We start from the raw sequence: 23,383 nt of genomic DNA, 5'->3' as shown, positions 1-23,383 counted from the left end.
CGCACACGAGGTGCGCGCCGCCGGGTCGCGGCGGTACCGATTTACCCACCCCGCACCACGGTCGGGGTATGCCGTTCGGTCTCTCAACGGGGTCGTTCCCGATGCAGGTCCTCCTCGGGGTCTATCTCGGCCTCCTCACGGGCGTGATCCCCGCGCTCGTCTGCTTCGGGTTCGGCTTCGTCTTCAAGTACATCACGGGGCTCACGATCCCCGCGTTCGGTGTCGTCGTCCTCGGCATCGCCATCGCGGGCATCAACGGCGGACTGATGGCCTTCAACGACACGACGGTCCTCCAGTCCGCCAACAGCGTCGCGCTCGTCACCGCGCTCGTCGTCGTCCTGATGGGCTGTTTCTACGCCCACGCGAAGGGCGACGCGCTCGGCGCGAGCCTCCCGAAACACTTCTCGCTCAAGCGCCTCCGCGCGCGCACCCTCTCGCGCGACGTCGTCGACCTCGTCGGCGGCATCGGGCAGGTCCGCGTCCCCGTCGTCGGCGCCGTCGGCGACATGGAGGGCTACCCGCCGCTCCCCGAGGCGCTGCGCGCCGAGATCGCCGCGGTCGACTGGACATTCCCCGCGGACCTCCCGCTGGCCGAACTCGAACGCCGCTTCGAGGAGCGCCTCCGCGCGGAGTTCGACGTCGCGGACGCGGACGTCCGCATCGACGAGCGCGCCCGCGCCACCGTCGTCGTCGCCCCACCGCTGTCGGGCGTCTCGAAGCGCGTCCCCCGCGGCGACCGTGCCGTCTCCGTGAACGCGCTCGTCCCCACCGGCGTCGCGCGCGGCGACGTCGTCTCGCTCCACACCGACGCCGGCGACTGCACCGGGACGGTCGTCGCCGCGCGGAGCGTCGACCCCGACGAGGAGGAAGCGCAACAATCGACGCCCGCGGCGACCGACGGAGGTACCGACGCCGAGACGCCCGCCCGCACCGCCGCGCCCGTCACGACCGGCGGCGAGGGCCGAATCACGGTCGCCACCGACCGCGCGAGCGCGGAGACGCTCGTCGCCGCGAGCGAGGGGGCAGTCGTCGTCACGGCCCGCGGGACGCGCCGCGAGTTCGAACTGCTCTCCCTCCTCCGGCGGACCGGCAACCGCGTGCGGCGGCTCACCGTCCGCGCCGGCGGCCCGCTCGACGGGACGACGCTCGGCGACGCGGACGTCCGGGACGCCTACGGCGTCGCCGTCATCGCGCTCCGCCACGACGGCTCGTGGACGGTCGCCCCGCGGGGTGACACGGCCGTCTCCGGCGGCGACGACTGCTTCGCCGTCGGGACGCGCGAGAAACTGACGGCCTTCGAGGAGGCGGTCGCGTGATGGCCGTCCCCACGTCCGCCCTCGCCTCCACGCCCGCCGCGCTCGCCCTCCCGCTCCAGGGCGGGGCGGTTGACTACGTCGGCGTGTTGACACGCGGTGCGCTCCGTATCGCGGGTCTCGGCGTCTTCAGCTTCCTCGTCGCGGTCGTCGTCAGCGCCGTCTACCGCTGGTACTTCCGGCAGACCGCGCACACGGCGCTCGGGACGTTCGCCGGCCTCTCCGGCGTCGCGCTCTACTTGAACACGAAGACGGCGTTCGCGTCCGTCGTCGCCAACCAGGCCGCGGTGTTCGACCCGAGCGAGATCGTGTTCAACCTCGCGGCGTTCGCCGTCGCGGTCGCGCTCGGCGCGCCCGGCGCGCGCGGCGGCGACCGCCTCGCCGTCGAGACCTTCGCGTTCCTCGGCACCCGCGAGGTCGACGGCGAGGTCGGCCAGCTCGTCAAGGCCGTCGGCCGCGTCGTCGCCGTCGAGATTCCGGACGAGATAGACGACGTCGACGGCTACGACCCGGTCAGCGAGGAGACGAAGGAGAAGATGGCGAACAAGACGCTGCTCTTCCCGCGCGGGCTCACCGTCGCGGACCTCGAGGCGCGCGTCGCCGCCCGCCTCCGCGACGACTACGACGTCGGCTACGTCGACGTCGACCTCGACGCGAGCGGCGCGGTGAAATACTTCGCCGTCGGCACCCGCCTCGCCGGTATCGGCCCGACGCTCGGGCCCGGAATGGGTGCCGTCGCCGTCCGCGCCGACCCGCCGAACGACGCCGGCCCGGGCGACGTCGTGCAGGTCTGGCGCACGGAGCCGACCGCCGAGCGCGTCGCCACGGGCGAACTGCGCGGCGTCTCGGACGACGTCGTCACGCTCGCGCTCGACGCCGCCGACGCCGAGCGAATCGCCGGCGGCGACTATCGGCTCCTCACGCTCCCGAGCGACCCCGGTGCCGACCGGCAGTTCGCCTCCGTCCTCCGCGGGGCCGACGAGACGATGGCGACCGTCACCGTCCGCGAGGGGAGCGCGCTCGCCGACGGCACCGTCGGCGACGTCGGCGCGACCGTCGCCGCCGTCCGGCCCGCCGACGGCCCGGTCGACCCCATCCCGTCGCGCGCCCGCCCGCTCGCCGTCGGCGACGTCCTCTACCTCGTCGCCCGCCCGGAGACCGTCCGCGAGGCCGAAGCCGCCGCCAGCGCGGGCGCGCCCGACCACGGCGAGGGCGACGCCTGACGACAGCCTGATACCGCGCGCGCCCACAGTGCGCGTATGGAGTGGAAGCTGTTCGCGGACCTCGCGGAGGTCGCCGGCGACGACCGCATCACCGTCTCCGTCCCGGCGGACGCGACGGTCGGGGACGCCCTCGAGGCCCTCCTCGACGACCGGCCGGCGCTGCGCGAGCGCGTCCTCGCCGACGACGGGACGCTCTACGACCACGTCAACCTCCTGCGGAACGGCGCGGACGCGTCGCTCGCCGACGACGCCGCGCCCGACGACGAACTCGCGCTCTTCCCGCCCGTCAGCGGCGGCTAGACGCTACGCGTCACCCGTAGTGTTCGCCGACGATACCGTGCAGCGTGCGCACGGCGACGTCCACGCTCCCGTCGAACGCCACCAACACCCCCGCGTCGTCCGAGCGCGGCCAGAAGTGCGCGACCGTCCCGTCCGCGAAGAGCCTGAGTTTTCCCTCGACGTCGCCGAGGTCGTCGAACAGCGTCTCCTCGAACCCCCGATTGACGTCGCCGAGCACGACGTCCTCGTAAATCGCGTCGAGGTCGGGGTCGTCGTACGCCGCCGTGACGGCCGCGTCCCGATAGTGGACGGTGTATCCCTCCCGGTCGTAGGTCGCCACCGCCCGCAGCCCGTCGCCGTACGCCTCCCGGAGACGCTCGACGAGCGCCGTCGTCGGCTCGCGTTCGCTCATGCGCGACCGATACGCGGAACGCCCGGATGACCCTTGTGCCCGCGGCGACGTCGTCGCGCACCCGAACTGCCTGCGCCGCCTCGTTCCCTCCGTCTACTGAATCCCCTACCGCGCCGACTCGGGCACCGAGCGCTCGCTCAGCTCGCCGGCGAGCGGCGTCCGCATCGCCTCCGCGGGGGAGTCCGTGTTGGCGAGCGCCCACATCAGCTTCGTCTTCGCCGTCCCCGGCAGGAGGTCCTCGCCCTCGACGACGCCCGCATCGAGGAGGTCGCGCCCGGTGTCGTACACGCGGTCACAGACGCGGCCGCCGAGACACTGCGAGGTCATCACGACCGTCGTCCCGGCGTCCGTGAGGTCGTCTATCACGTCCACGAGCTCCGAGTTCACGTGCCCGAGCCCCGTCCCCTCGACGACGACGCCCGCGCGGCCCTCCAGCATTTCGAGGAACGCGGGGTCCATCCCCGGCGTGAACGTCACGAGTTCGACGTCGGGTTCGAGCGCCGGGTCGAGCGAGAGGTCGGCGTCGCCGCGCGCGGCGAGGTCCGCCGTCCCGTCGAACGTCACCGTCTCCGTGTCGTAGTCGACGTGGCCGATGGGGGTGCCGTCGACGGTCTCGAAGGCGTCGCGGCGCGACGTGTGGCCCTTGCGGACGCGCGTCCCGCGGTGGAGCGCACAGCGGTCGTCGGACTGCGTCGCGTGCATGCAGACCATCACCTCGGCGACGTCGGCCTTCGCGGCCTCGACGGCACAGACGGCGTTCATGACGTTGTCCGACGACGGCCGGTCCGCGGAGCGCTGACTCCCCGTGAACACGACGGGCACAGGCGTGTCGAGCATGAAGGAGAGCACGGAGGCGGAGTACTGCATCGTGTCCGTCCCGTGCATCACGACGACGCCGTCCGCCCCGTTCTCGATCTCCTCCCGGACGGCCTCCGCGAGCTCGCGCCAGATGGAGGGGTCCATGTTCTCGGAGAGGATGTTGGCGACGACGCGCCCCCGGTAGTTCGCGCGGCCGGCGAGGTCCGGGACGGCGCGCAGGACGTCCTCGGCGTCGAACTGCGCCGTCACCGCGCCCGTGCGGTAGTCGACGGTGGAGGCGATGGTCCCGCCCGTGCTGATGAGCGCGATGGTGGGGAGGTCCTCGTCGAAGGCGACCGCAGAGCCCTCGCTCTCCCCCTCGCTCGCGTTGCCGTCGATGGCGTAGACGTCCGATTCGAGCACCTCGACGTCGGCGCCCTCGCGCTCGACGCCGACGTTGTAGCCGCTCTCCAGTTTCACCACGAGGTGCTCCGGCGTCGAGGACGGCAGGAGCACGCCCTCGTTCACCTGTCCGTCGCGTTCCACGCGGACGCGGTCCCCTGAGTGCATGGCTGAGAGTCGCGCGTCGCCGACCTTGAAACCATCCGTTCGCCCGCCGTGCGGACGGGTCGGGACAAGAGCCATACGTCCCGCCCGCGCACGAACGGGTATGTCGCGCGACGACCCGCTCGGGGACCGTGGGACCGGCGACGCGAGCGAGCGCGTCGGGGCGAACCCGGCCCGAGACCCCGCCGGTACCGACGGCACCAGCGCACGCCCCGGCGGTCTCCGTGCGCGCGCCCGACGGCTCTTCTCGCCGCGTCGCTTCCTCCTCGCGCTCGTCCTCGCCGGCGTGGGCCTCTTCGTCGGCGGCCTCGTCCCGCTCGTCGGGTCGCTAACGCGCTTCGTCGGCCTCGGCGCCGCGACGTTCGCGCTCGGCGTCGCCTCCGCTCGGCGGTGTTACGTCGAAGTCGCGCTCGCCGCGGCGCTCGCGGCCGTCGGCAGCGTCCTGTTCGGCCTCCTCACGTCCGCGTTCCTCCCGATCACCGTCGACTACCTCGCGCGCTCCGGCGTCGCGTTCGGCCTCGTCGTCGCCGGGATCGGCGCGCTCGTCGGCGTGCTGGGGTACTACTTCGGGCGGGACCTACGCGACGGCCTCACGCGGAGTCTGTGACGCGCCACCCGTCGTCGCCGTCGGGTTCGAGGACGTCGCGTTCGAGCAGGTCGCCGACGGCGTGCTCGACGACCTCCGCGGGGGCGTCGACCCGGCGCGTGAGCGCCTCGATGCTCCCCTCGCCGTCCGCGACGGCCGCGACGACCTCCGCGTAGAGCCCCTCGTGGCCGTCGGCCTCCAGCGTCTCCGCGAGGTCGTCCCGGACGTCCGCGAGCCGGCCCTGCACCCACCGCTGGGCGAGCGAGAGCTCGCGCTCCAAGTCCTCAAGCTCCGCGAGCTCGTCGGCGAGCGACGCGATGTCGCCGGGGTCGTCGCTCGTTTCACTCGCGTCGCCGTCGCCCGGGTCGGTCGCGTCCCCGCTTTCCGCGTCGTCCCCGTCCGCGCCGCCGGTGGCGTCGGCCACGCCGTCGATGGTGAGGTGGTGACAGCGCGTCAGGTCGAGGTCGCGACTCGCCGGGTAGGCCGACTTCGCGCCGAACCCGTGGCGCGAGACGGTCACTTCGAGCCGGAGGTTCCGCGCGATGTGGAAGTACTTCCGGCGTTTCTCGTCCGTCCGGCTCTCGACGAGCCCCGCCTCCTCCAGGCGGCGGAGGTGGTCGATGACGGCCTTCGGGGAGACCCCGAGGTACTCGCTGATCTCGGTGACGTAGCAGGGCTTGCGCGCGAGGAGGCGCAGGATGCGACGCCTGTTCTCGTTGCCGAGGAGGTCGAGGAGTGCCCCGGAGTCCATACGGGAGAGAGTTGTCGCCACGCGCTCAAAAGGGTAGCGCAGTGCCCGACATCGCCGATGGCTTTTTGCCCTGCCGTGGTAGAGTATAACACACATGTTCGAGGTGTTCTCGACCGGCTACTACCTCGGACGGCTCTACGTCGAACCGTCCGACGACGGCACGGCCGCGCTCCAGCGCCGCCAACACGAACGCGTCAACGAGCAGGTGTACGCGGGCGAGGGGCTCGCGCGCACCGACTACCCGCTCGTGATGAAGGTCGGCTCCCGACACTACCGCGTCGAGGGCGACGCGGACGTCCCCGCGGACACCCTCGTCGTCCCGCGAGAGACCCTTGACGACGCCGGCGTCGACAACCCGCCCGCGCTCGCCGAGGTGCTGCTCGCCCGCCCCGGCCACGCCAGACGGCTTTTCGAGGTCGGCGCGGTGTAGCGGGTGCCGGAACCCCTAAGCGCCGCCCGGCCCGCGTTCGGGACATGCTGGATCGACTCCTCGGTCGGGCCTCCCTGAAGGAACGGATCGCCGAACTGGAGGACGAGACCGACTCCCTCCGCGCGCAACTGGACGCGGAGAGCGAGCGCCGCCGCGAGGCCGTCGCCGCGCGCAACGAGGCCGAGGAGGAGGTCAACCGCCTGGAGGACCGTATCGCCGAACTGGAGGACCGCGTCGAGCGCGCCGAGGGCGGCGACGCCGCGAGCGTCGACTACCGCGCGAGCGAGGCCCTCCACGGCGCGCGCCTCGACGACGTGCTCGCCCGTCTCGGCGGCGTCGAGACCGACCCCGAGGGCGCGCTCACCGCGATGGTGGTCGACGAACACGACGTTCCCGACCCCGTGAGCGACGCCCTCGGCGAGCGCGCGCCGCTCGTCGAGCGCGCCGCGCCCTGCCTCGTCTGCGTCGACGACGCCGAGCTCGTCGCCGCGACGCTCGCCCCGCCGCTCGCCCCCGACGCCTTCTGCGAGTGGGGCGACGCCTTCCGCCTCGAGCGCTCGTGGTTCGCGCCGACGGGTCGATACGCCCTCGCGCTCGTCCGCGCCGACCTGTTCGCCGTCGGGGTCTACGACGCGACCGGCGACGCCGTCGAACGCGTCCACGCCGAGGGCTTCGAGAGCGACGTGAAGGCCAAACACTCGAAGGGCGGCTTCTCCCAGTCGCGCTTCGAGCGCCGCCGCGAGAGCCAGATCGACGAGCACCTCGACGACGCCCGCGACGCCCTCGCCGCCCTCGACGACGAATACGGCTACGACGCCTGCTACGTCACCGGCCAGACGACGCTCCTCGGGGAGTTCGACGCCGACGCCCGCGCGCCCTCGGACGCGAGCGGCGACCCGCGTGAGGCCCTCGCGGCCGCCGCGCGGGACTTCTGGACCGTCCCCTATCACTCCCTGTAGCGCCGTCTGGTAACCGTTAAATCGCCCTCCCACCACCGATACCGTATGCGTATCGCCATTCTCGCGCACGAGAAGTTCCCGGACGGTGCGAAGACGGCGACCGGCGTCCTCCGCTACGGGACGCACGACGTTGTCGCCGTGCTCGACCGCGACCGCGACGGCGAGCGCGTCGCCGACTGCGACGCCTCCCTCCCCGACGCGCCCATCGTCGCGTCGCTCAGCGAGGTCGACGAACCGCTCGACGCCCTCCTCGTCGGCATCTCGCCCATCGGCGGCGGCTTCGACGAGTCGTGGCGACCCGACGTCCGCGCCGCCCTCGAACGCGGCTGCGACGTCATCTCCGGGCTCCACTACTTCCTCGAAGACGACGACGAATTCCGCACCCTCGCCGAGGAACACGGCTGCGAGCTCTGGGACGTCCGCCGGCCGCCGACCGACCTCGGCGTCGCGGACGGCGTCGCCGACAGCGTCGACGCGACCGTGATCGTCACCGTCGGGACGGACTGTAGCGTCGGGAAGATGACGACGACGTTCGAGCTCGTCGCGGCCGCCCGCGAGCGCGGCGTCGACGCCGCTGTCGTCCCCACGGGCCAGACCGGCATCATGGCCGAGGGCTGGGGCTACCCCATCGACCGCGTCGTCTCGGACTTCGCCGCCGGCGCGGTCGAGGAGCTGATTCTCGAACGCGGGAACGACCACGACTACCTCTTCGTCGAGGGGCAGGCGAGCATCGCCCACCCCGCCTACTCGGGCGTCTCGACGGCCATCCTCCACGGCTCGATGGCGGACGAACTCGTGCTCTGCCACGCGACCGACCGCGAGCGCTTCCACGGCTTCAGCCAGGCCCTCCCCACCATCCCGGACTTCGTCGACCTCCACGAGTCGCTGGCCGCGCCCGTCGGCGGGAGCGAGATCGTCGCGGGCGCGCTGAACACCCGCACCGTCGACGACGACGCCGCCGCCGACGCGGCCGTCGAGGAGTACGCCGACGCGCTCGGTCTGCCCGCCGCCGACCCGATTCGGCAGGGGCCCGACGCCATCCTCGACGCGGTACTGTGAGCCTCGCCACCGAGTTCGAGCGCCTCTCCCTCCCGCTCGAACACGAGTTCGGTATCTCGCGGGGCTCCTCGGCGACCGCCGAGAACGTCGTCGTTCGCGTCACCGACGGCGACCACACCGGCGTCGGCGCGGCCGCGCCCGCCGCGCACTACGGCGAGACGCCCGCGACCGTCGAAGCCGTCCTCCCCGACCTCCTCGCGGCCGTCGAGCGCGTCGGCGACCCGGCGAACCACCAGCGGCTCGCGGCCGCGATGGCCGACGTCGTCCGGGACAACCCGGCCGCGCGCGCCGCGGTCGACATCGCCTGCTGCGACCTCGCGGCGAAGCGCGCCGACATGCGGCTCTATCGCTACTGGGGGCTCGACCCCGCGAGCGCACCCGAGACGTCGTTCACCATCGGGCTCGACGACACCGAGCGGATGCGCGCGAAGACCCGCGATGCGGTCGCCGTGGGCTACGGGACCCTGAAGGTGAAACTCGGGACGTCGCGCGACCGGGAGATCGTCGCGGCGGTCCGCGAGGCCGCGCCGGACGCGACGCTCCGCGTGGACGCAAACGAGGCGTGGACGCCCCGCGAGGCCGTCGCGAACACCGCGTGGCTCGCCGATCACGGCGTCGAGTTCGTCGAGCAGCCGGTCCCCGCGGAGAACCCCGACGGGATGCGCTTCGTCCGCGAGCACGGCGCGCTCCCGGTCGCCGCCGACGAGTCCTGTGTCACGCTCGCTGACGTCTCCGAGGTGGCCGAAATCGCGGACATCGCGAACGTGAAGCTGATGAAGTGCGGCGGGCCGAGCGAAGCCAGACGGCTGATTCACGCCGCCCGCGCCGGCGGGCTCGACGTAATGCTCGGCTGCATGGTGTCGACGAACGCCGCCATCGCCGCCGCGGCGCACCTCGCGCCGCTCGTCGACTACGCGGACCTCGACGGGTCGCTCCTCCTCGCCGACGACCCCTATGAGGGCGTGCCGATGCCCGAGGGGCGGATCGCCCTCGACGCCGTCGAGCGGCCGGGGACGGGCGCGCGGCTGGCGGAGTGAGTGGCGAACGGGTGGCGCTGCGCTCCCGTCGACGGCCGCGCCACCGGTTCGCGGTGGCCGCCGCGGGCGCTCGACCTAGAGCATACGCCGCGCTGGGTGCGCCATCGCGTTTCAACTTCCGGCCCGCGCCGGCCGCCGTCGAGTCCTGTGTCGCGCGTCGCGGGTCGCGCGTCCCCTCGACCGGGGGTGTCGCCGGACGGACACGCTTATGTGGGGCGTTGGCCGTATCACGGCCCATGAGCGAGATTACGGTCACGCTCCCCGACGGCTCCGAACTCGACGCGGAGGCCGGGGAGACGGTCGAGGACGTCGCGTACCGAATCGGCGAGGGCCTCGGACGCGACACGGTCGCCGGCGTCGTCGACGGGGAACTCGTCTCGAAGGACGACCCCCTCACCGAGGACTGCCGGATCGAGATCGTGACGGACTCCTCCGAGGAGTACCTCGATGTCCTGCGCCACACGGCCGCGCACGTCTTCGCACAGGCCCTCCAGCGCCTCTACCCCGAGGCGAAACTCACCATCGGCCCCTACACGGACGAGGGCTTCTACTACGACGTCCACGGCGTGGACCTCGACGAGGCCGACCTCGACGAGATTCAGGCGGAGGCCGAGGCCATCATCGAGGAGGACCTCGACGTCGAGCGCGTCACGATGGACCGCGAGGACGCCCTCGAGTACTACGACGACAACCCGTTCAAGCGCGACATCCTCGAAGGGGAGGCCGCGGGCGAGGACACCGTCTCCTTCTACCGGCAGGGCGAGTTCCAGGACCTCTGTAAGGGCCCGCACGTCGAGTCGACGGGCGAGATCGGCGGCTTCGAGCTGCTCGAAATCTCCGCGTCCTACTGGCGCGGCGACGAGGAGAACGAGACGCTCACGCGCGTCTACGGCACGGCCTTCGGGACGCAGGCCGAACTCGACGACCACCTCGCGATGCTCGCCGAGGCCGAGGAGCGCGACCACCGCAAGCTCGCGCGCGAACTCGACCTCTTCAGCATCCCCGAGCACTCGCCGGGCTGCGTCCACTATCACCCGAACGGGATGGCGATTCGACGCGAACTCGAGGAGTACGTCCGCGAGAAGAACGACGACCTCGGTTTCGAGGAGGTCCGCACGCCCGAGCTGAACAAGACGGACCTCTGGAAGCCCACGGGCCACTACGAGACGTTCACGGAGAACGGCGAGATGTTCGCGTGGGAGCAAGACGACACCGAGTACGGCCTGAAGCCGATGAACTGCGCGAACCACGCGCACATCTACGACTCGAACACCCACTCCTACCGGGACCTCCCGCTTCGCTTCTCCGAGTTCGGGAACGTCTACCGCAACGAGCAGTCGGGCGAGCTCTCCGGGCTCCTCCGCGTGCGCGGGCTGACGCAGGACGACGGCCACGCGTTCGTCCGCCCCGACCAGATTCAGGGGGAAATCCTCTCGATCCTCCAGTCCATCGAGGACATCTACGGCCACTTCGGCCTCGACGTCCTCTACAAACTGGAGACGCGCGGCGAGGGCGCGATGGGGAGCGAGGAGATATGGACGCAGGCGACGGACGCGCTCATCGACGCCATGCGTGAGGAGGACCTCGACTACGACGTCGAGGAGGGCGAGGCCGCCTTCTACGGCCCGAAGATCGGCATCGACGCCCGCGACGCCCTCGGGCGCGAGTGGACCATCGGCACCGTGCAGGTGGACTTCAACATCCCGCGCAACCTCGAGTTGACGTACGTCGGCGAGGACAACGAGGAACACCACCCGGTGATGATTCACCGCGCGCTCCTCGGGAGCTTCGAGCGCTTCATGGGCGTGATTATCGAGCACTTCAACGGGAAGTTCCCGACGTGGCTCGCCCCCGAGCAGGTGCGCGTCCTGCCGATCAGCGACGACAACCTCGACTACGCCCGCGAGGTCGCCGCCGAACTCGGCGATTATCGGACCGAGGTCGAGGACCGCTCGTGGACCATCGGGAAGAAGATTCAGCAGGCCCACGAGGACCGCGTCCCCTACATGGTCATCGTCGGCGGCGACGAGGAGGCCGCAAACGAGATCAGCGTCCGGGACCGCATGGAGCGCGAGGCCAACGACGTCTCGCGCCCCGAGTTCCGCCAGCACCTCGAACGCGAGGTCGCGCAGAAACACCTCGAACCGACGTTCCTCGCCGGCCGCTAACTCGGATGGCCGGCGGTGACGCGCTCGGTGACGCGCTCGGCTTCCGTGACGCCGCCGCGCTCGCCGTCCTCCTCGGACCGCTCGCGTTGCTCGCGTGGCTCACCGGTCTCCCGTTCCTCCTGCCGAGCCTCGGCCCCTCCGCGTACGTCCTCGTCGCCCGCGAGCGCGAGCGGTCGTGGCGGCCGCTCGCCCGCGAGGTGGTTCTCGGACAGGTCGTCGGCGTCGCGGTCGCGTTCGCGGCCGTCCGCGTCCTCGTCGGCCCGCTCGCGGGACTCGGGCTCCTCCCGCACACCGCGACGGGCCTCCACCAGGTCGCGGCGGTCGTCGTCGCCGTCGTCGCCGCGACGGTCGGGATGACGCTGCTCGACGCCCGCCACGCGCCCGCGTACGCGACCGTTCTCATCTTCGCGCTCGGCATTCCCGGGCGGGCGAGCGGTGTCCTCGTCTTTTGCGGCGGCGTCCTCACCCTCCTCTGTCTCGACGCCGCGCGGTGCCGTATCACGTCTCTCACGCCCGTTCGCGGACGGTGACGACGGGGACGTCCGCGCGGCGAATCACGCGCTCGGTCACGCTCCCCGTGAGGGCCCGCGCGATTCCGGTCCGGCCGTGCGTCCCCATGACGACGACGTCGACGTCGTGCCGGCGGACGTGGGAGCGGATGACGCGGTGTGGTACCCCGCGCTCGACGGCGCACGTGGCGTCGAGCCCGCGCTCCTCCGCGGCGTCGGCCACCCGTCTCGCGGCGCGTTCGCTCGCCGTTCGCGCCGCTCCCGTGGTGGACCTGACGCTTCCACCGCCGTCGACTGCCGCGGCCTCAAGGCCCGGCGCGGCGACGCTGAGCGCTCGGACGGTCGCGTCGTGCGCCGCCGCCAGGTCGAGCGCGTGGTCGACTCCCTCCCCGGCCGTGTCGCTCCCGTCGGTCGGGACGAGCACGGTGTCGTACATGATTGTTCGTACGTCTCTCGCGTATCGTGTTAGTTCTTGTCACTATCGCCGTCGACGCCCGGACTCTCGCCGCTCGTCGCCTCCGTCTCGCCCCAGTCGAGGTTGCGCGAGCGGTCCGTCTCGCGGAGGATGAACGGGCCGATGGAGAGCGTGCGCTTCGTCACCGTGACGATGCGCAGGATGTACGCGAGGAGGATGGCGAACGGCGTCAGCGTCACCGACACCGTGAAGGCGGCGACGACGAGCGCGACCCAGCCGCGCGAGACGCCGCTCGGGTCGAAGAAGAGCAACGAGCCGACCGCGACGGCGAGCGCTGGCACCGACGCGTAGAGCACCGTCCGCGAGAGGTCCGCGAGCTCCCACTGAAAGTAGAGCGTCTTGAAGTGCTCGCGCGCCGGCCCGAACAGTTCGAGCGCCTCGATGAGTTCGTCGAAGGCGTCCGTCGCCCGCTCCGTCAGCGCGTCCGCGTGTTCCGCGCGGATGCGTCGAGCCGCGTAGAGCTTCCACGAGTAGTTGTAGTTGAGCGCGGAGAACACGACGTCGAACTCGCCGAACTGCGAGCCCTCGAGGTTCTCGGCGACCGTCTCCGCGTTCCCCTCCAGGTTCTCGACGTACGTCGCCACCTGGTCGGTGAGGTCGTCGTCGTCGATTCCCTCGACCGCGTCCTGGAGCGCCTGCGCGCGGCGCTTCGTGAGCTTCACGAGCGAGCGGAGGAACGCCGAGGGCTGGGCGGGGCTCACCGGCTCCCGGATGACGTCCTCGACGTCCTCGCGGAACGACATCGCGCCCTCCATGCGCTCGCGCTGGTCGCCCACCGGCCCCTGCTCCTGCGAGAGGACGAGCTGGCTCAGCGTCAACACGAGCGTCACGCCCGTGATCGTCGAGCCGACGAGCGCCTGATACAGCGTCTCAAGGGGGTCGCCGGTCGTCAACAGGGTGTGCGCCGGCGTCGGGTGGAGGAGGCCCGCGGCGACGAGCGCGAGGAACACCGACCCGACGATTCCCCCCGCGACGAGCCACCGGTCGGCGTCGAGGAGCAACCAGAACTTCCGGCTGTTTTCCGGCACGCGCTCGCGCATCGTGTCGCTCGGCTGGTCGTCGGCTCCCGACATGGCGTGACCGACGGCCGGCGACGCCAAAAGCGGTGGTGGCCGTCGCTACGCCGTCGAGTCGTCCTCCTCTTCCTCGCGGAGTTCTTCGAGTTCGGCCTCGACGGCCGACTCGTCCACGTTCGACTCCTCGACGGCCGCGTCCGCCGTGTCACTCGCCGCGTCCGTCTCATCGCTCGCCGCCTCCGACGCCGACGCGTTCGTCTCGCGCTCCGTGCCCTTCGACGTGTCCGTCCCGCGCTCCGCGCGCAGCGTCTCCAGTTCCGCCTCGACCTCGCGGTCCGCGCGGCCCGCCGAGAGCTCGCGGTCGATGGCGTCCTCGTCGCTGAACTGGTCCTCGAGCACGCCGCGCTCGGTGAGTTCGTCCATCGCGGCCGCGCGGGCCTCCATCTCCTCCGTGCGCTCCTCGGCGCGTTCGACCGCGCGCCCGACGTCCGCCATCTCGTCGCCGACGCCCGTCATCGCCTCCGAGACGCGGTTCTGCGCCTCCGCGGCCTCGTAGCGCGCCTTCATCGTCTCCTTCTTCGTGCGGAAGCGCTCGATGCGCTCTTGGAGCTGGCTCTTCTTCTCCTCCAGGTCGGACTGCGTCGATTCGAGCGACGCGATCTGCTCTTCCATCTCCTCGATGCTGGCGAGCTTGCTTTGCTTCTTCTCCAGGGCGCGTCGCGCGAGGTCCTCGCGGTCCTGTCGCATCGCCTCGCGCGCCTGCTCGTTGTGCTTCTCGACGTTCTCCTGGAGGCGCTCGCGCTGCACTTCGAGGCGTTTCTTCTGCGCGACCAGGTCCGCGAGCCCGCGCTCGACGTCCTTCAGTTCGTCGCGCATCTGTTCGTACGAGTAATCGAGCGTCTCCGTCGGGTCCTCCGCCCGATTGAGGACCGCGTTGAGCTTCGAGCGGACGACGTAGGAGGCGCGCGAGAGTAGACCCATGGCCCGACGTAGTGGGCCGAAGGCTAATAGTCCTCACCCGCGGTGTCGTGGGTGTGACCGGTGAGACGGTGCTCGTGCCGGGCGCGCGGCGCGTCGTGGCGACGCTGGACGAACCCCCGGACGGGAGCAACGCCTGCGTCGTCGCGTGCCCGCCCCACCCGCAGTACGGCGGCCGTCGCGACGACGCACGCCTCCGCGCCGTCGGCAACGCCCTCGTCGCCCGCGGCGTCGCGTGCCTCCGGTTCGACTACGGCGACTGGGACCGGGGCCACGGCGAGCGCGAGGACGCGCGCAACGCCTGCCGGTGGGCGCACGAACGCTACGACCGCGTCGGCTGTTGCGGCTACAGCTTCGGCGGCGGGGTCGCCGCGCTCGCCGCCGCGAGCGTCGACGTTCCGCTCCGCGGCGTCGCGCTCCTCGCACCCGTCGCATCGCTCGACGGGGACGACGGCGACCTCGACGTCGTCGCGGCGCTCGCCGACATCGACGCTCCGCTCCGCCTCGTCGTCGGTGAACGCGACGCGACGGCGGACTGGCGGCCCGTGGCCGCGGCCGCCGACTCGGTGGGGGCGACCGTGACGACGCTCGACGCCGAGCACGGGTTCGCGGGCCGCGCCGACGACGCGGCCGACCTCCTCGCCGGCTTTCTCGCCGACGGCCTCAGGGCGTGAGGACCGCGCGGAAGCGAACGTCGGAGTCGAGCATCCGCTGGTACGCCTCCTCCGCGTCCGCGAGGTCGAACGTCTCGACGTCGGGCGTCACGTCGCGGCGCTCGCTGAACGCGAGGGTCTCCTCGGCGTCGAGCGCGGTCCCCGACGCCCACCCCTCGACTGCGCCGCGCGTCCCGACGAGCGCGCCGACGTGGACGTCGACGGGTTCCTCGGGGACGCCGACGGCGACGACGCGCCCGTCAGTTCCCAAACCGCCGACGACGGACTCGATGGCGGGCGCGGCGGGCGCGGTGGCGAGAACGACGCTCGCGCCACCGAGCTCTTGGAGCTTCGCCGCGGGGTCCTCGGCCTCCGCGTCGACGTAGTGGTCCGCGCCGAGGGCGAGGGCGCGCTCCTTCTTCTCGGTGCCACGCGAGAGCGCGACGGTCTCGTAACCGGCCGCGTGAGCGTACTGGATACCGAGGTGGCCGAGGCCGCCGACGCCCTGGACGGCGACGAGGTCGCCCGGCTGGGCGTCGCTGTTGCGCAGGGCGTTGAACGTCGTGAGGCCCGCGCAGAGGAGCGGCGCGGCCTCGACGGCGTCGAACGACTCGGGGACGCTCGCGACGGCCTCGTGGGGTGCGACGGTGTACTCGGCCCACCCGCCGTCGCGCTGGACGCCCATCACGTCGGCGTGCGCGCAGGAGTGAAAGTCGCCGCGACGGCAGGCCTCGCAGGTGAAACAGTGCCCGCCGTGCCAGCCGACGCCGACGCGCTCGCCCGCCTCCCACTCCTCGACGTCCTCGCCGACCGCGTCCACGCGCCCCACGACCTCGTGGCCGGGGACGCGCGGATACGTCAGCCCGCCGCCGTAGGCGTGACCCTCCCGGGCGGCGTCGTCGCCGCCGCAGACGCCACAGGCCTCGACGGCGACGCGGACCTCGTCGCGCTCGGGTTCGGGGACCGGCTTCTCGACGACTTCGAAGGCAGCACTCTCCTCGGGGGCGACGACGGCGCGCATCGTCTCGTCTGTCATACACGTTTCTTCGCGGGCCGCGAGAAAAGACCTCGGGGAAGGGGCGTCGCGTGCCTACGGTTCGAGGACGGCGCGGAAGCGGACCTCGCTCGCGAGCATCTTCTCGTACGCGTCCTGGGCGTCGCCGAGGTCGAACGTCTCTATCTCGGGGGTGACGTCGCGGAGCGCGCTGAACTCCAGGGTGTCCTGGGAGTCCCGCGCGGTCCCGGAGGCCCACCCGGAGACGGAGCCGCGCACGCCGACGAGCGCGCCCGCGTGGACGCCGACGGGCTCGCCGGGGATGCCGACCGCGATGACCTCGCCGTCGGCACCCAGGCCGCCGACGACGGACTCGATGGCGGGCGCGGAGGGCGCGGTGGCGAGGACGACGCTCGCGCCGCCGAGCTCCTGGAGTTCCTCGGCCGCCGCCGTCGCCTCCGTGTCGACGTAGTGGTCCGCGCCGAGGGCGAGGGCGCGCTCCTTCTTCTCGGTGCCACGCGAGAGCGCGACGACCTCGAAGCCGGCCGCGTGGGCGTACTGGATGCCGAGGTGGCCGAGGCCACCGACGCCCTGCACGGCGACGAGATCGCCGGGTCGGGCGTCGCTGTTGCGCAGCGCGTTGAACGTCGTGATGCCCGCGCAGAGGAGCGGCGCGGCGTCCGCGGCGTCGAGCTCGTCCGGGACGGCCGCGAGCGCCTCGTGGGGCGCGACGGTGTACTCGGCGTAGCCGCCGTCGAAGTCGAGGCCCGTCACCTCGGCGTGCTCGCAGTTGATGAAGTCGCCGCGACGGCAGGCGTCACAGGTGAAACAGTGCCCGCCGTGCCAACCGACGCCGACGCGCTCGCCCGCCTCCCACTCCTCGACGTCCTCGCCGACCGCGTCGATGCGGCCCACCACTTCGTGGCCGGGGACGCGCGGGAACTCGATGCGCGGATAGACCCCCTCTTTCGTCATCTCGTCGCTGTGACAGACGCCACAGGCCTCGACGCTGATGCGGACCTCGTCGGCGTCGGGTTCGGGGACCGGTTTCTCGACGACGTCGAAGTCGGCTCCCGCCTCGGGCACCTCGACCGCGCGCATGGTGTCGCTCTCGCTCATACTCGGGGGTCGAGCGGCGCGCTGTTAGTGTTGCGGCTACGGGCACTACGGGCCGCCTTCGGTGGACGAACGTCCGCAGAATTGCGTCACTTTCTGTCGTGGTAGCACCCCGCACGTGTCGGACGCCTCCGAAACCGTTTTGACCGTTTCGGCCGCAGACGCGGTATGCCGCAGGAGACCGGATACGACCCCGAGCTGGGGAACAAGTTCGTCTTCGTCACCGGCGGCGTGATGTCCGGCCTCGGGAAGGGCATCACCGCCGCGAGCCTCGGTCGCCTCCTCACGAACGCGGGCTTCGACGTCACCGCCGTCAAGGTCGACCCGTACCTCAACGTGGACGCGGGCACCATGAACCCCTACCAGCACGGTGAGGTTTATGTACTGAAAGACGGTGGCGAGGTCGACCTCGACCTCGGGAACTACGAGCGATTCCTCGACGTCGACATGACCTCCGACCACAACGTCACGACCGGGAAGGTCTACCAGGAGGTCATCGAGCGCGAACGCGCCGGCGACTACCTCGGGAAGACGGTGCAGGTCATCCCGCACGTCACCGACGACATCAAGCGCCGCATCCGCGAGGCCGCTCGCGGCACGGACGTCTGTATCGTCGAAATCGGCGGCACCGTCGGCGACATCGAGGGGATGCCCTATCTGGAGGCGCTCCGGCAGTTCAGCCACGAGCAGGACGAGGAGGACCTCCTCTTCACGCACGTCACGCTCGTCCCGAACTCGAAGAACGGCGAGCAGAAGACGAAGCCCACCCAGCACTCCGTGAAGGAACTGCGCTCGATCGGTCTCCAGCCGGACATCCTCGTCGGGCGCAACCCCGAGAAACTCGACGACGACGTCCGCGAGAAGATCGCGCTCTTCTGCGACGTCGACACCGAGGCCGTCTTCAGCAACCCGGACGTCGAGGACATCTACCACGTCCCGCTCGTCCTCGAAGACGAGGGGCTCGACGAGTACGTCATGGAGCGCCTCGCCATCGCCGAGGACGCCCTCCCCGCGGACGAACGCTCGACCGAGTGGCGCGACATCGTCACCCGCGACGCGGAGGGAGAAGTCGACGTCGCCCTCGTCGGCAAGTACGCCCTGGAGGACGCCTACATCTCCATCCACGAGTCGCTGAAGCACGCCGGCCTCGAAAAGCAGGTCGACGTGAACGTCCACTGGGTCGACGCCGACGAGATGACCGACGAGCACGAGGAGCGCCTGCGGACCGCGGACGGCGTCGTCGTCCCCGGCGGCTTCGGCGCGCGCGGCACCCGCGGGAAGATCGACGCCGTCCGCTACGCCCGCGAGCACGACGTCCCCTTCCTCGGGCTCTGTCTGGGCTTCCAGCTCGCCGTCGTCGAGCACGCCCGGAACGTCGTCGGGCTGGAGGGCGCACACTCCGCCGAGATCGACCAGGACACGCCCCACCCCGTCATCGACCTCCTGCCCGAGCAGTACGACCTGGAGGACCTCGGCGGCACGATGCGCCTCGGCGCGCACGTCACCGAGATCGACGAGGGGACGCTCGCCGAACGCGTCTACGACGCCACGGAGTGCACGGAGCGCCACCGCCACCGCTACGAGGTGAACCCGGAGTACATCGACCGGCTCACCGAGGACGGCCTCACCTTCTCCGGTCACGCCGGCAACCGCATGGAAATCGTCGAGCGCGACGACCACCCGTTCTTCCTCGGGACGCAGTTCCACCCCGAGTTCCGCTCCCGGCCGAGTCGCGCGAGCCCGCCCTTCGTTGGCTTCCTCGACGCCGTCATGGAGCGCGCCGACGTCGCCGCGGGAACGGAGGTGACGCAGTAATGGTCGACGTCGAATCCTTCGTCGAGGAGGCGAAAGCGGAGATAAGCGAGGAACTCGGCGATTCGACCGCGATCATCGCCCTCTCCGGCGGCGTCGACTCCTCCACCGCGGCCGCGCTCGCCTACGAGGCCGTCGGCGAACAGCTCGTCCCCGTCTACGTCGACACCGGTCTGATGCGCAAGGGCGAGACGGAGGAGATCGAGGAGGTCTTTGGCTACATGGAGCGCCTCCGCGTCGTCGACGCCTCCGATCGGTACTTCGAGAAGCTCGACGGCGTCACCGACCCCGAGGAGAAGCGCCACGTCATCGGCGAGCAGTTCATCCGGGAGTTCGAGACCGTCGCCGAGGAGGTCGACGCCGACTACCTCGTGCAGGGCACCATCTACCCCGACCGCATCGAGAGCGAGGGCAACATCAAGAGCCACCACAACGTCGGGGGTCTCCCCGACGTCGTCGACTTCGACGGCCTCATCGAACCCCTGCGCGACCTCTACAAGGACGAGGTCCGCGAGGTCGCACGCCACCTCGGCCTGGAGGAGATAATCGCCGAGCGCATGCCGTTCCCCGGCCCGGGTCTCGCCGTCCGCGTCGTCGGCGAAGTCACCCCCGAGAAGGTGCGCGTCGCCCGCGAGGCGACCGCCATCGTCGAGGACGAACTGGAGGAGTACGACCCCTGGCAGGCCTTCGCCGCCGTCCTCGGGCGCGCCACCGGCGTGAAGGGCGACAACCGCGTGCACGGCCACGTCGTCGCCGTCCGCTCCGTCGAGTCCCGCGACGGCATGACCGCTCGCGCCCAGGAACTCGACTGGGAGACCCTCCAGCGCCTCCAGTCGCGCATCACGGGCACCGTCGAGGACTGCTCGCGCGTCGTCTACGACGTCACGCACAAGCCCCCGGCGACCATCGAGTACGAGTAGACCCCGCCCGTTACTTCGTCGGGTCGCCTTCGGCGACCCCTCCCCGAAAAAGCACGGGAGGAAAAACTCCCGCGAGCGCGGAGCGCTCGCGGTGGGAACAGTGTGAGTTCCGCGGCCGCACCGCTTCCCGCACCGCCGCCACGTCCGCGGCCGCATCGCCGCCACGTTTTCCCCGTCTCCGCCGATACGCACGGTATGGACCTGTACGACGACGTCGACACCGACGCCGACGCGGGCGAGGTCGTGACGACCGAACTCCACTACACGCCGGACTCGCTCGTGAAGGCGTTCGCGCTCGGGCCGGGCGCGGCAGTCGAGGCGCACGAACATCCCGAGCAGACGAACGTCTTCCACGTCCTCGACGGCGAGGTCGTCGTCGTGCGCGAGGAGGACGAGGAACGCGTCTCGGCGCCCGGCGTCGTCGCGTTCGAGCGCGGCGTCGCGCACGGCGCGCGCAACGAGGGCGACGACGTCGCGGTGTTCACGGCGACGATGGGGCCGATGGAGTGAGGGCTCTCGTCACCTTCTTACGCGCTCGCGCCTATCTCCGCGCATGAACGTCGTCATCGTCGGTCCCGACCGCGGCCTCGGCGACGCCCTCGAAACCCGTGGCGCGCGTATCACCCGCCTCGAAGGCGTCGCCTCGGGCGAGCGCCTCCGCGAGGCCGGCATCGAGACCGCCGACCTCCTCGTCGTCACGGACGTCGCCGAAGCCACCGCGATTCCCGTCGCCCTCGAAGTCAACCCCGACCTCCGCACCGTCGCGTACACGGACGACTCCGTCCCCGAGTTCGTCCGCGGCCAACTCGACTTCGCCGTCCACCCGGACGTCCTCCCCGTCACCGCCGTCGCGGAGGAACTCACCCCGACGCTCGACTGAGATGGTCTCCCTCCCGTCGCTGCCGTCGCGGCCGTCGCTTCCGTCACGCCCGTCTCTCCCGCGCGTGCCGCGGCCGTCTCCCCCGTCGCGCGCCGCCGTCACGGCCGCGTTCCGCTCGCTCGCGCGCGTGCCGCGACCGTCGCTCTCGTCTCCCGTCCGCGTCGCGTCACGGCTCGGTGCGCGCCTGCGTCCGTCGACCGAGACCGTCGACGCGACGCTCGCGTTCGCCGCGCTCGGCGCAGGCGTCGGCGTCGTCGCCACGGCGGCCTACACGGCCGCGAACGCCGTGCTCCCGCTCGCGCTCCTCCGCGGCGTTCTCGCCGACCTCACTCGGTGAACGACGGGAGCGGGACCGCAATCGGCCGCTCGGCGTCCGCCGGCGTGCCGTTCACGTCCGCGGCGTACGGGCTGACGTGCTCCCAGCAGACGAACGTCGAGACGCGCCCCGCCTCGTAGAGGTAGAAGTCGGCACCGGCGGGACAGACCGCACACCGCGGCGCGTCGTCCAGCGCGTCGAGCGCCGCATCCCGAACGGCACACGCGGCCGGACCCGGGCCGTCCGCCGCCTCCCGGTCCTCCCCCGTCGCCGCGTCCGCGCCGTCCGAGGACATACCACACGTTTCGGCGGCCTGTCGGATAAACTATCGGTCGCGCCCGGCCGCCAGCTCCGCGAGTATCGGTATCTCCGCGCGGTCCTCGGCGCTCACGGCGTCCCAGTCGACCCCCGACGGGCGCGCGTACGGCGCGTCGGTTTCGACGACGCGCTCGGGCGTGACGACGAGCTCCATCGGGACGTCGTGGTCGGCCACCGGCCACGTCGCCGTCTCGAAGACCTGGCGCTCGTGGACCGTCGTGGCGACCGTCGTCCCGTCGTCGACGAGCCCCAGGTCGACGAGCACGCCGAACTCGACGTCGCTGAACCCCTCGCCCTTCCCGACGCGCGCGCCGTCCTCGCTCACCGCCACGCTACCCGAGAGCACGAGGTCGACGTGGCCCAGCGCCGCGGGGCGGACGGCTTCGGCGTAGTCGTCCACGTTCGAGAGCGCGGGCGCGCGGTTGTACGCCTCGGGGTCGAGTCGTTCGGGGTCGAGTTCGAGGAAGCACTCGGGGTCGCGCAGGCGCGGCACCGCCATGTAGAGCGTCTTGCCGTCGTGGAGCGCGCGCCGCCGAGCGGGCAGTTGGGGCGCGTCCGGGTTCGCCTTCACGACGTCGGCGTCGCGCCACGCGTCCGTCGCGGCGAGCCGTTCGGCCGCGTCGTCCGCGCCCGCGACGTTCGGGATGCGGCCGTGCGGCGGGAACGGGAAGCGCGCGAGTCCCTCGTCCTCCAGCGCGTCCCACACCGACTCGCGGACGTCGTCCTTCGACGTCACTCGCCGTCCGCCTCCCCGCTCCCCGCCGCTGCCTCCTCGTCGCCCTCCTCCGGCGACACGCCGGGTCCGTCGTCCGCCCCCGCTTCCCCGCGTCGCGCCAGCCCGACGAGGTGCGAGAGCTCGGGGAGGACGACGTCCGCGACGCCGAGGCGGACCGCGCTCTCGCTCCCCGGAAGGCAGAAGACGGGGACGCCGCCCGCGACGCCCGCCGTCGCGCGCGTCCCGACCACGCGCGTCCCGATGTCGTCGTACGAGAGCCGACGGAACAGCTCGCCGAAGCCCGGGAGGCGCTTGTCGTAGAGCGCCCGGACGGCCTCGACGGTGACGTCGTCCGGCGTCACGCCCGTCCCGCCGGTCGTCACGACCGCGTCCACGTCCCCGTCGCGCACGAGGCGGTCCACCGTTCCCTGGACGCCGTCGAAGTCGTCGTCAACGACCTCGCGCGCCGCCACTTCGTGACCGGCGTCCGCGACGAGCGTCGCAATCGCGTCACCGCTCGGGTCGTCGTCCGCGTCCCGCGAGGACGACACCGTCACCACGCCCACTGACACCGTCTCGACGTCGTGAGCGTGATGCCCGTCGTGGTCGTGTTCGTCGCGCTCGTGGTCGTGTTCGTCGTCGCTGTGCCCTTCACTCTCACTCCCGCCCGCCTCGCTCGCGTCGTCGTCCGCGCGCCGCGTGTCCCGCGACTGGAAGTCGACCATGTCCGTCCTCGCCCCGCCAGCGACAAAGCCGTTGTCCGTCACGGACCGGCAGGGATTTGGGCTCGCGGTCGGTACGGCCGCGTATGGCACGCGAGCGCGACGACGACGAGCGCGGGACGTACCTCCACGACCCCGTCACCGTCGCCGACGACGAGGAGGGCCTCGACGACCGCCAATCGTGGGCCCTCGTCGCGACGCTCGTCTTCGCCGGCCTCGTCGCACCCACCGTCGTCTACCTCTGGCCGCCCTCCTTCCTCGGCTACCGGAACGCGTACATGGCCGTTGCGATGGTCCCCGCGCTCATCCTCGCCGTCGTCGGGCTCTGGTCCGTGCAGGCGACGCGCTCGTGACGCGTCCCGTCGCCGTCGCGACCC

General features: G+C 71.7%; 28 protein-coding genes. 17 read left to right on the top strand and 11 right to left on the bottom strand.

Translation table 11 applies throughout. The features are described 5' to 3' along the window. Nucleotides 1-68 precede the first annotated feature (68 nt). Genes IEX84_RS01630 through IEX84_RS01620 form a run of 3 tightly spaced genes read left to right on the top strand, consistent with a single transcriptional unit; the run spans nt 69 to nt 2,836 of the window. Nucleotides 69-1,316 carry a potassium channel family protein gene (locus IEX84_RS01630; protein ID WP_188869229.1) on the top strand — a complete coding sequence of 416 codons (1,248 nt, stop codon included), beginning with the start codon at nt 69-71 and terminating at the stop codon, nt 1,314-1,316. Next, nucleotides 1,316-2,536 (top strand): potassium transporter TrkA, encoded by a 1,221-nt coding sequence (locus IEX84_RS01625; RefSeq protein ID WP_229732283.1) that lies wholly within the window; start codon nt 1,316-1,318, stop codon nt 2,534-2,536. The genes IEX84_RS01630 and IEX84_RS01625 overlap by 1 nt, the downstream gene beginning before the upstream one ends. A gap of 36 nt (nt 2,537-2,572) precedes the next feature. Further along, nucleotides 2,573-2,836 (top strand): ubiquitin-like small modifier protein 1, encoded by a 264-nt coding sequence (locus IEX84_RS01620; protein ID WP_188869228.1) that lies wholly within the window; start codon nt 2,573-2,575, stop codon nt 2,834-2,836. 10 nt (nt 2,837-2,846) lie between these two features. On the opposite strand, the gene IEX84_RS01615 is transcribed toward IEX84_RS01620, so the two are convergent. Both IEX84_RS01615 and gatD read right to left on the bottom strand, forming a co-directional pair. After that, entirely contained in the window at nt 2,847-3,227 is a 381-nt protein-coding gene (locus IEX84_RS01615) for a hypothetical protein (RefSeq protein ID WP_188869227.1), read from the bottom strand. Between the two features lie 105 nt (nt 3,228-3,332). After that, nucleotides 3,333-4,595: a Glu-tRNA(Gln) amidotransferase subunit GatD gene (gene gatD, locus IEX84_RS01610; RefSeq protein WP_188869226.1), complete on the bottom strand. Its 1,263-nt coding sequence runs from the start codon at nt 4,593-4,595 to the stop codon at nt 3,333-3,335. Nucleotides 4,596-4,695: 100 nt separating this feature from the next. On the opposite strand from gatD, the gene IEX84_RS01605 reads away from it, so the two are divergent. Continuing rightward, nucleotides 4,696-5,199 (top strand): hypothetical protein, encoded by a 504-nt coding sequence (locus tag IEX84_RS01605; protein WP_188869225.1) that lies wholly within the window; start codon nt 4,696-4,698, stop codon nt 5,197-5,199. Here the strand turns inward: IEX84_RS01605 and IEX84_RS01600 are convergent. Next, nucleotides 5,183-5,929 (bottom strand): ArsR/SmtB family transcription factor, encoded by a 747-nt coding sequence (locus IEX84_RS01600; RefSeq protein ID WP_188869224.1) that lies wholly within the window; start codon nt 5,927-5,929, stop codon nt 5,183-5,185. The genes IEX84_RS01605 and IEX84_RS01600 overlap by 17 nt on opposite strands. Nucleotides 5,930-6,023: 94 nt before the next feature. Between IEX84_RS01600 and IEX84_RS01595 the strand changes: the two genes are divergently transcribed. The 6 genes from IEX84_RS01595 to IEX84_RS01570 all read left to right on the top strand — a co-directional run bounded on the left by IEX84_RS01595 (nt 6,024) and on the right by IEX84_RS01570 (nt 12,112). Then, nucleotides 6,024-6,359 carry a DUF5802 family protein gene (locus tag IEX84_RS01595; RefSeq protein ID WP_188869223.1) on the top strand — a complete coding sequence of 112 codons (336 nt, stop codon included), beginning with the start codon at nt 6,024-6,026 and terminating at the stop codon, nt 6,357-6,359. Nucleotides 6,360-6,403: 44 nt separating this feature from the next. Continuing rightward, a complete protein-coding gene (locus tag IEX84_RS01590) occupies nt 6,404-7,318 on the top strand; it encodes a Vms1/Ankzf1 family peptidyl-tRNA hydrolase (RefSeq protein ID WP_188869222.1) in 915 nt (304 codons plus the stop codon). Between the two features lie 45 nt (nt 7,319-7,363). Further along, on the top strand, nt 7,364-8,377 hold the full coding sequence (locus IEX84_RS01585) for a DUF1611 domain-containing protein (RefSeq protein ID WP_188869221.1): 1,014 nt from the start codon (nt 7,364-7,366) through the stop codon (nt 8,375-8,377). Then, on the top strand, nt 8,374-9,414 hold the full coding sequence (locus IEX84_RS01580) for a dipeptide epimerase (protein WP_188869220.1): 1,041 nt from the start codon (nt 8,374-8,376) through the stop codon (nt 9,412-9,414). Before IEX84_RS01585 ends, IEX84_RS01580 begins: the two co-directional genes overlap by 4 nt. Nucleotides 9,415-9,650: 236 nt before the next feature. After that, complete coding sequence (thrS, locus tag IEX84_RS01575; protein ID WP_188869219.1) at nt 9,651-11,582, top strand: threonine--tRNA ligase; 1,932 nt, start codon at nt 9,651-9,653, stop codon at nt 11,580-11,582. Between the two features lie 5 nt (nt 11,583-11,587). Further along, nucleotides 11,588-12,112, top strand: coding sequence for an HPP family protein (locus tag IEX84_RS01570; RefSeq protein ID WP_188869218.1), 525 nt, complete (start codon nt 11,588-11,590; stop codon nt 12,110-12,112). On the opposite strand, the gene IEX84_RS01565 is transcribed toward IEX84_RS01570, so the two are convergent. The 3 genes from IEX84_RS01565 to IEX84_RS01555 are packed head-to-tail and all read right to left on the bottom strand — an operon-like array spanning nt 12,090 to nt 14,563. Continuing rightward, the gene (locus tag IEX84_RS01565; protein WP_188869217.1) at nt 12,090-12,527 is read right to left on the bottom strand and encodes a universal stress protein; all 438 of its coding nucleotides are present in this window, start codon (nt 12,525-12,527) and stop codon (nt 12,090-12,092) included. The two genes, IEX84_RS01570 and IEX84_RS01565, sit on opposite strands and share 23 nt — an antisense overlap. 29 nt (nt 12,528-12,556) lie before the next feature. Further along, on the bottom strand, nt 12,557-13,639 hold the full coding sequence (locus IEX84_RS01560) for a hypothetical protein (protein WP_188869216.1): 1,083 nt from the start codon (nt 13,637-13,639) through the stop codon (nt 12,557-12,559). A gap of 45 nt (nt 13,640-13,684) precedes the next feature. Next, nucleotides 13,685-14,563: a PspA/IM30 family protein gene (locus tag IEX84_RS01555; protein WP_188869215.1), complete on the bottom strand. Its 879-nt coding sequence runs from the start codon at nt 14,561-14,563 to the stop codon at nt 13,685-13,687. Nucleotides 14,564-14,616: 53 nt separating this feature from the next. Here IEX84_RS01555 and IEX84_RS01550 point away from each other — a divergent pair, with 53 nt between their 5' ends. After that, complete coding sequence (locus tag IEX84_RS01550; RefSeq protein WP_188869214.1) at nt 14,617-15,234, top strand: alpha/beta hydrolase; 618 nt, start codon at nt 14,617-14,619, stop codon at nt 15,232-15,234. Here the strand turns inward: IEX84_RS01550 and IEX84_RS01545 are convergent. Together IEX84_RS01545 and IEX84_RS01540 are read right to left on the bottom strand one after the other, a co-directional pair. Beyond that, the gene (locus IEX84_RS01545) at nt 15,224-16,234 is read right to left on the bottom strand and encodes an alcohol dehydrogenase (RefSeq protein ID WP_188869884.1); all 1,011 of its coding nucleotides are present in this window, start codon (nt 16,232-16,234) and stop codon (nt 15,224-15,226) included. The genes IEX84_RS01550 and IEX84_RS01545 overlap by 11 nt on opposite strands. Before the next feature lie 69 nt (nt 16,235-16,303). Then, entirely contained in the window at nt 16,304-17,308 is a 1,005-nt protein-coding gene (locus IEX84_RS01540) for an alcohol dehydrogenase (RefSeq protein ID WP_188869882.1), read from the bottom strand. A 183-nt stretch (nt 17,309-17,491) separates the two neighbouring features. On the opposite strand from IEX84_RS01540, the gene IEX84_RS01535 reads away from it, so the two are divergent. From IEX84_RS01535 to IEX84_RS01515, 5 genes are all read left to right on the top strand, one after another. Then, nucleotides 17,492-19,138 (top strand): CTP synthase, encoded by a 1,647-nt coding sequence (locus tag IEX84_RS01535; protein ID WP_188869213.1) that lies wholly within the window; start codon nt 17,492-17,494, stop codon nt 19,136-19,138. Further along, on the top strand, nt 19,138-20,055 hold the full coding sequence (guaA, locus tag IEX84_RS01530; protein ID WP_188869212.1) for a glutamine-hydrolyzing GMP synthase: 918 nt from the start codon (nt 19,138-19,140) through the stop codon (nt 20,053-20,055). The genes IEX84_RS01535 and guaA overlap by 1 nt, the downstream gene beginning before the upstream one ends. 195 nt (nt 20,056-20,250) lie before the next feature. Further along, nucleotides 20,251-20,565, top strand: a complete 315-nt coding sequence (locus tag IEX84_RS01525) for a cupin domain-containing protein (protein ID WP_188869211.1) — start codon at nt 20,251-20,253, stop codon at nt 20,563-20,565. A gap of 43 nt (nt 20,566-20,608) precedes the next feature. Beyond that, complete coding sequence (locus tag IEX84_RS01520) at nt 20,609-20,935, top strand: DUF7126 family protein (protein WP_188869210.1); 327 nt, start codon at nt 20,609-20,611, stop codon at nt 20,933-20,935. Between the two features lie 127 nt (nt 20,936-21,062). Further along, nucleotides 21,063-21,272 (top strand): hypothetical protein, encoded by a 210-nt coding sequence (locus IEX84_RS01515; protein WP_188869209.1) that lies wholly within the window; start codon nt 21,063-21,065, stop codon nt 21,270-21,272. On the opposite strand, the gene IEX84_RS14550 is transcribed toward IEX84_RS01515, so the two are convergent. Genes IEX84_RS14550 through IEX84_RS01500 form a run of 3 tightly spaced genes read right to left on the bottom strand, consistent with a single transcriptional unit; the run spans nt 21,262 to nt 23,009 of the window. Next, a complete protein-coding gene (locus tag IEX84_RS14550) occupies nt 21,262-21,546 on the bottom strand; it encodes a hypothetical protein (protein WP_229732282.1) in 285 nt (94 codons plus the stop codon). The genes IEX84_RS01515 and IEX84_RS14550 overlap by 11 nt on opposite strands. Nucleotides 21,547-21,576: 30 nt before the next feature. Beyond that, nucleotides 21,577-22,305, bottom strand: coding sequence for a 5-formyltetrahydrofolate cyclo-ligase (locus IEX84_RS01505; RefSeq protein ID WP_188869208.1), 729 nt, complete (start codon nt 22,303-22,305; stop codon nt 21,577-21,579). Further along, nucleotides 22,302-23,009 carry a MogA/MoaB family molybdenum cofactor biosynthesis protein gene (locus IEX84_RS01500; protein WP_188869207.1) on the bottom strand — a complete coding sequence of 236 codons (708 nt, stop codon included), beginning with the start codon at nt 23,007-23,009 and terminating at the stop codon, nt 22,302-22,304. The genes IEX84_RS01505 and IEX84_RS01500 overlap by 4 nt, the downstream gene beginning before the upstream one ends. 83 nt (nt 23,010-23,092) lie before the next feature. Between IEX84_RS01500 and IEX84_RS01495 the strand changes: the two genes are divergently transcribed. After that, nucleotides 23,093-23,359, top strand: a complete 267-nt coding sequence (locus IEX84_RS01495) for a hypothetical protein (RefSeq protein WP_188869206.1) — start codon at nt 23,093-23,095, stop codon at nt 23,357-23,359. Nucleotides 23,360-23,383 lie beyond the last annotated feature (24 nt).

The sequence above is a fragment of the Halarchaeum rubridurum genome (genome assembly GCF_014647115.1).
GTDB lineage: Archaea > Halobacteriota > Halobacteria > Halobacteriales > Halobacteriaceae > Halarchaeum > Halarchaeum rubridurum.
This window is presented reverse-complemented; position numbering and strand designations above follow the sequence as displayed.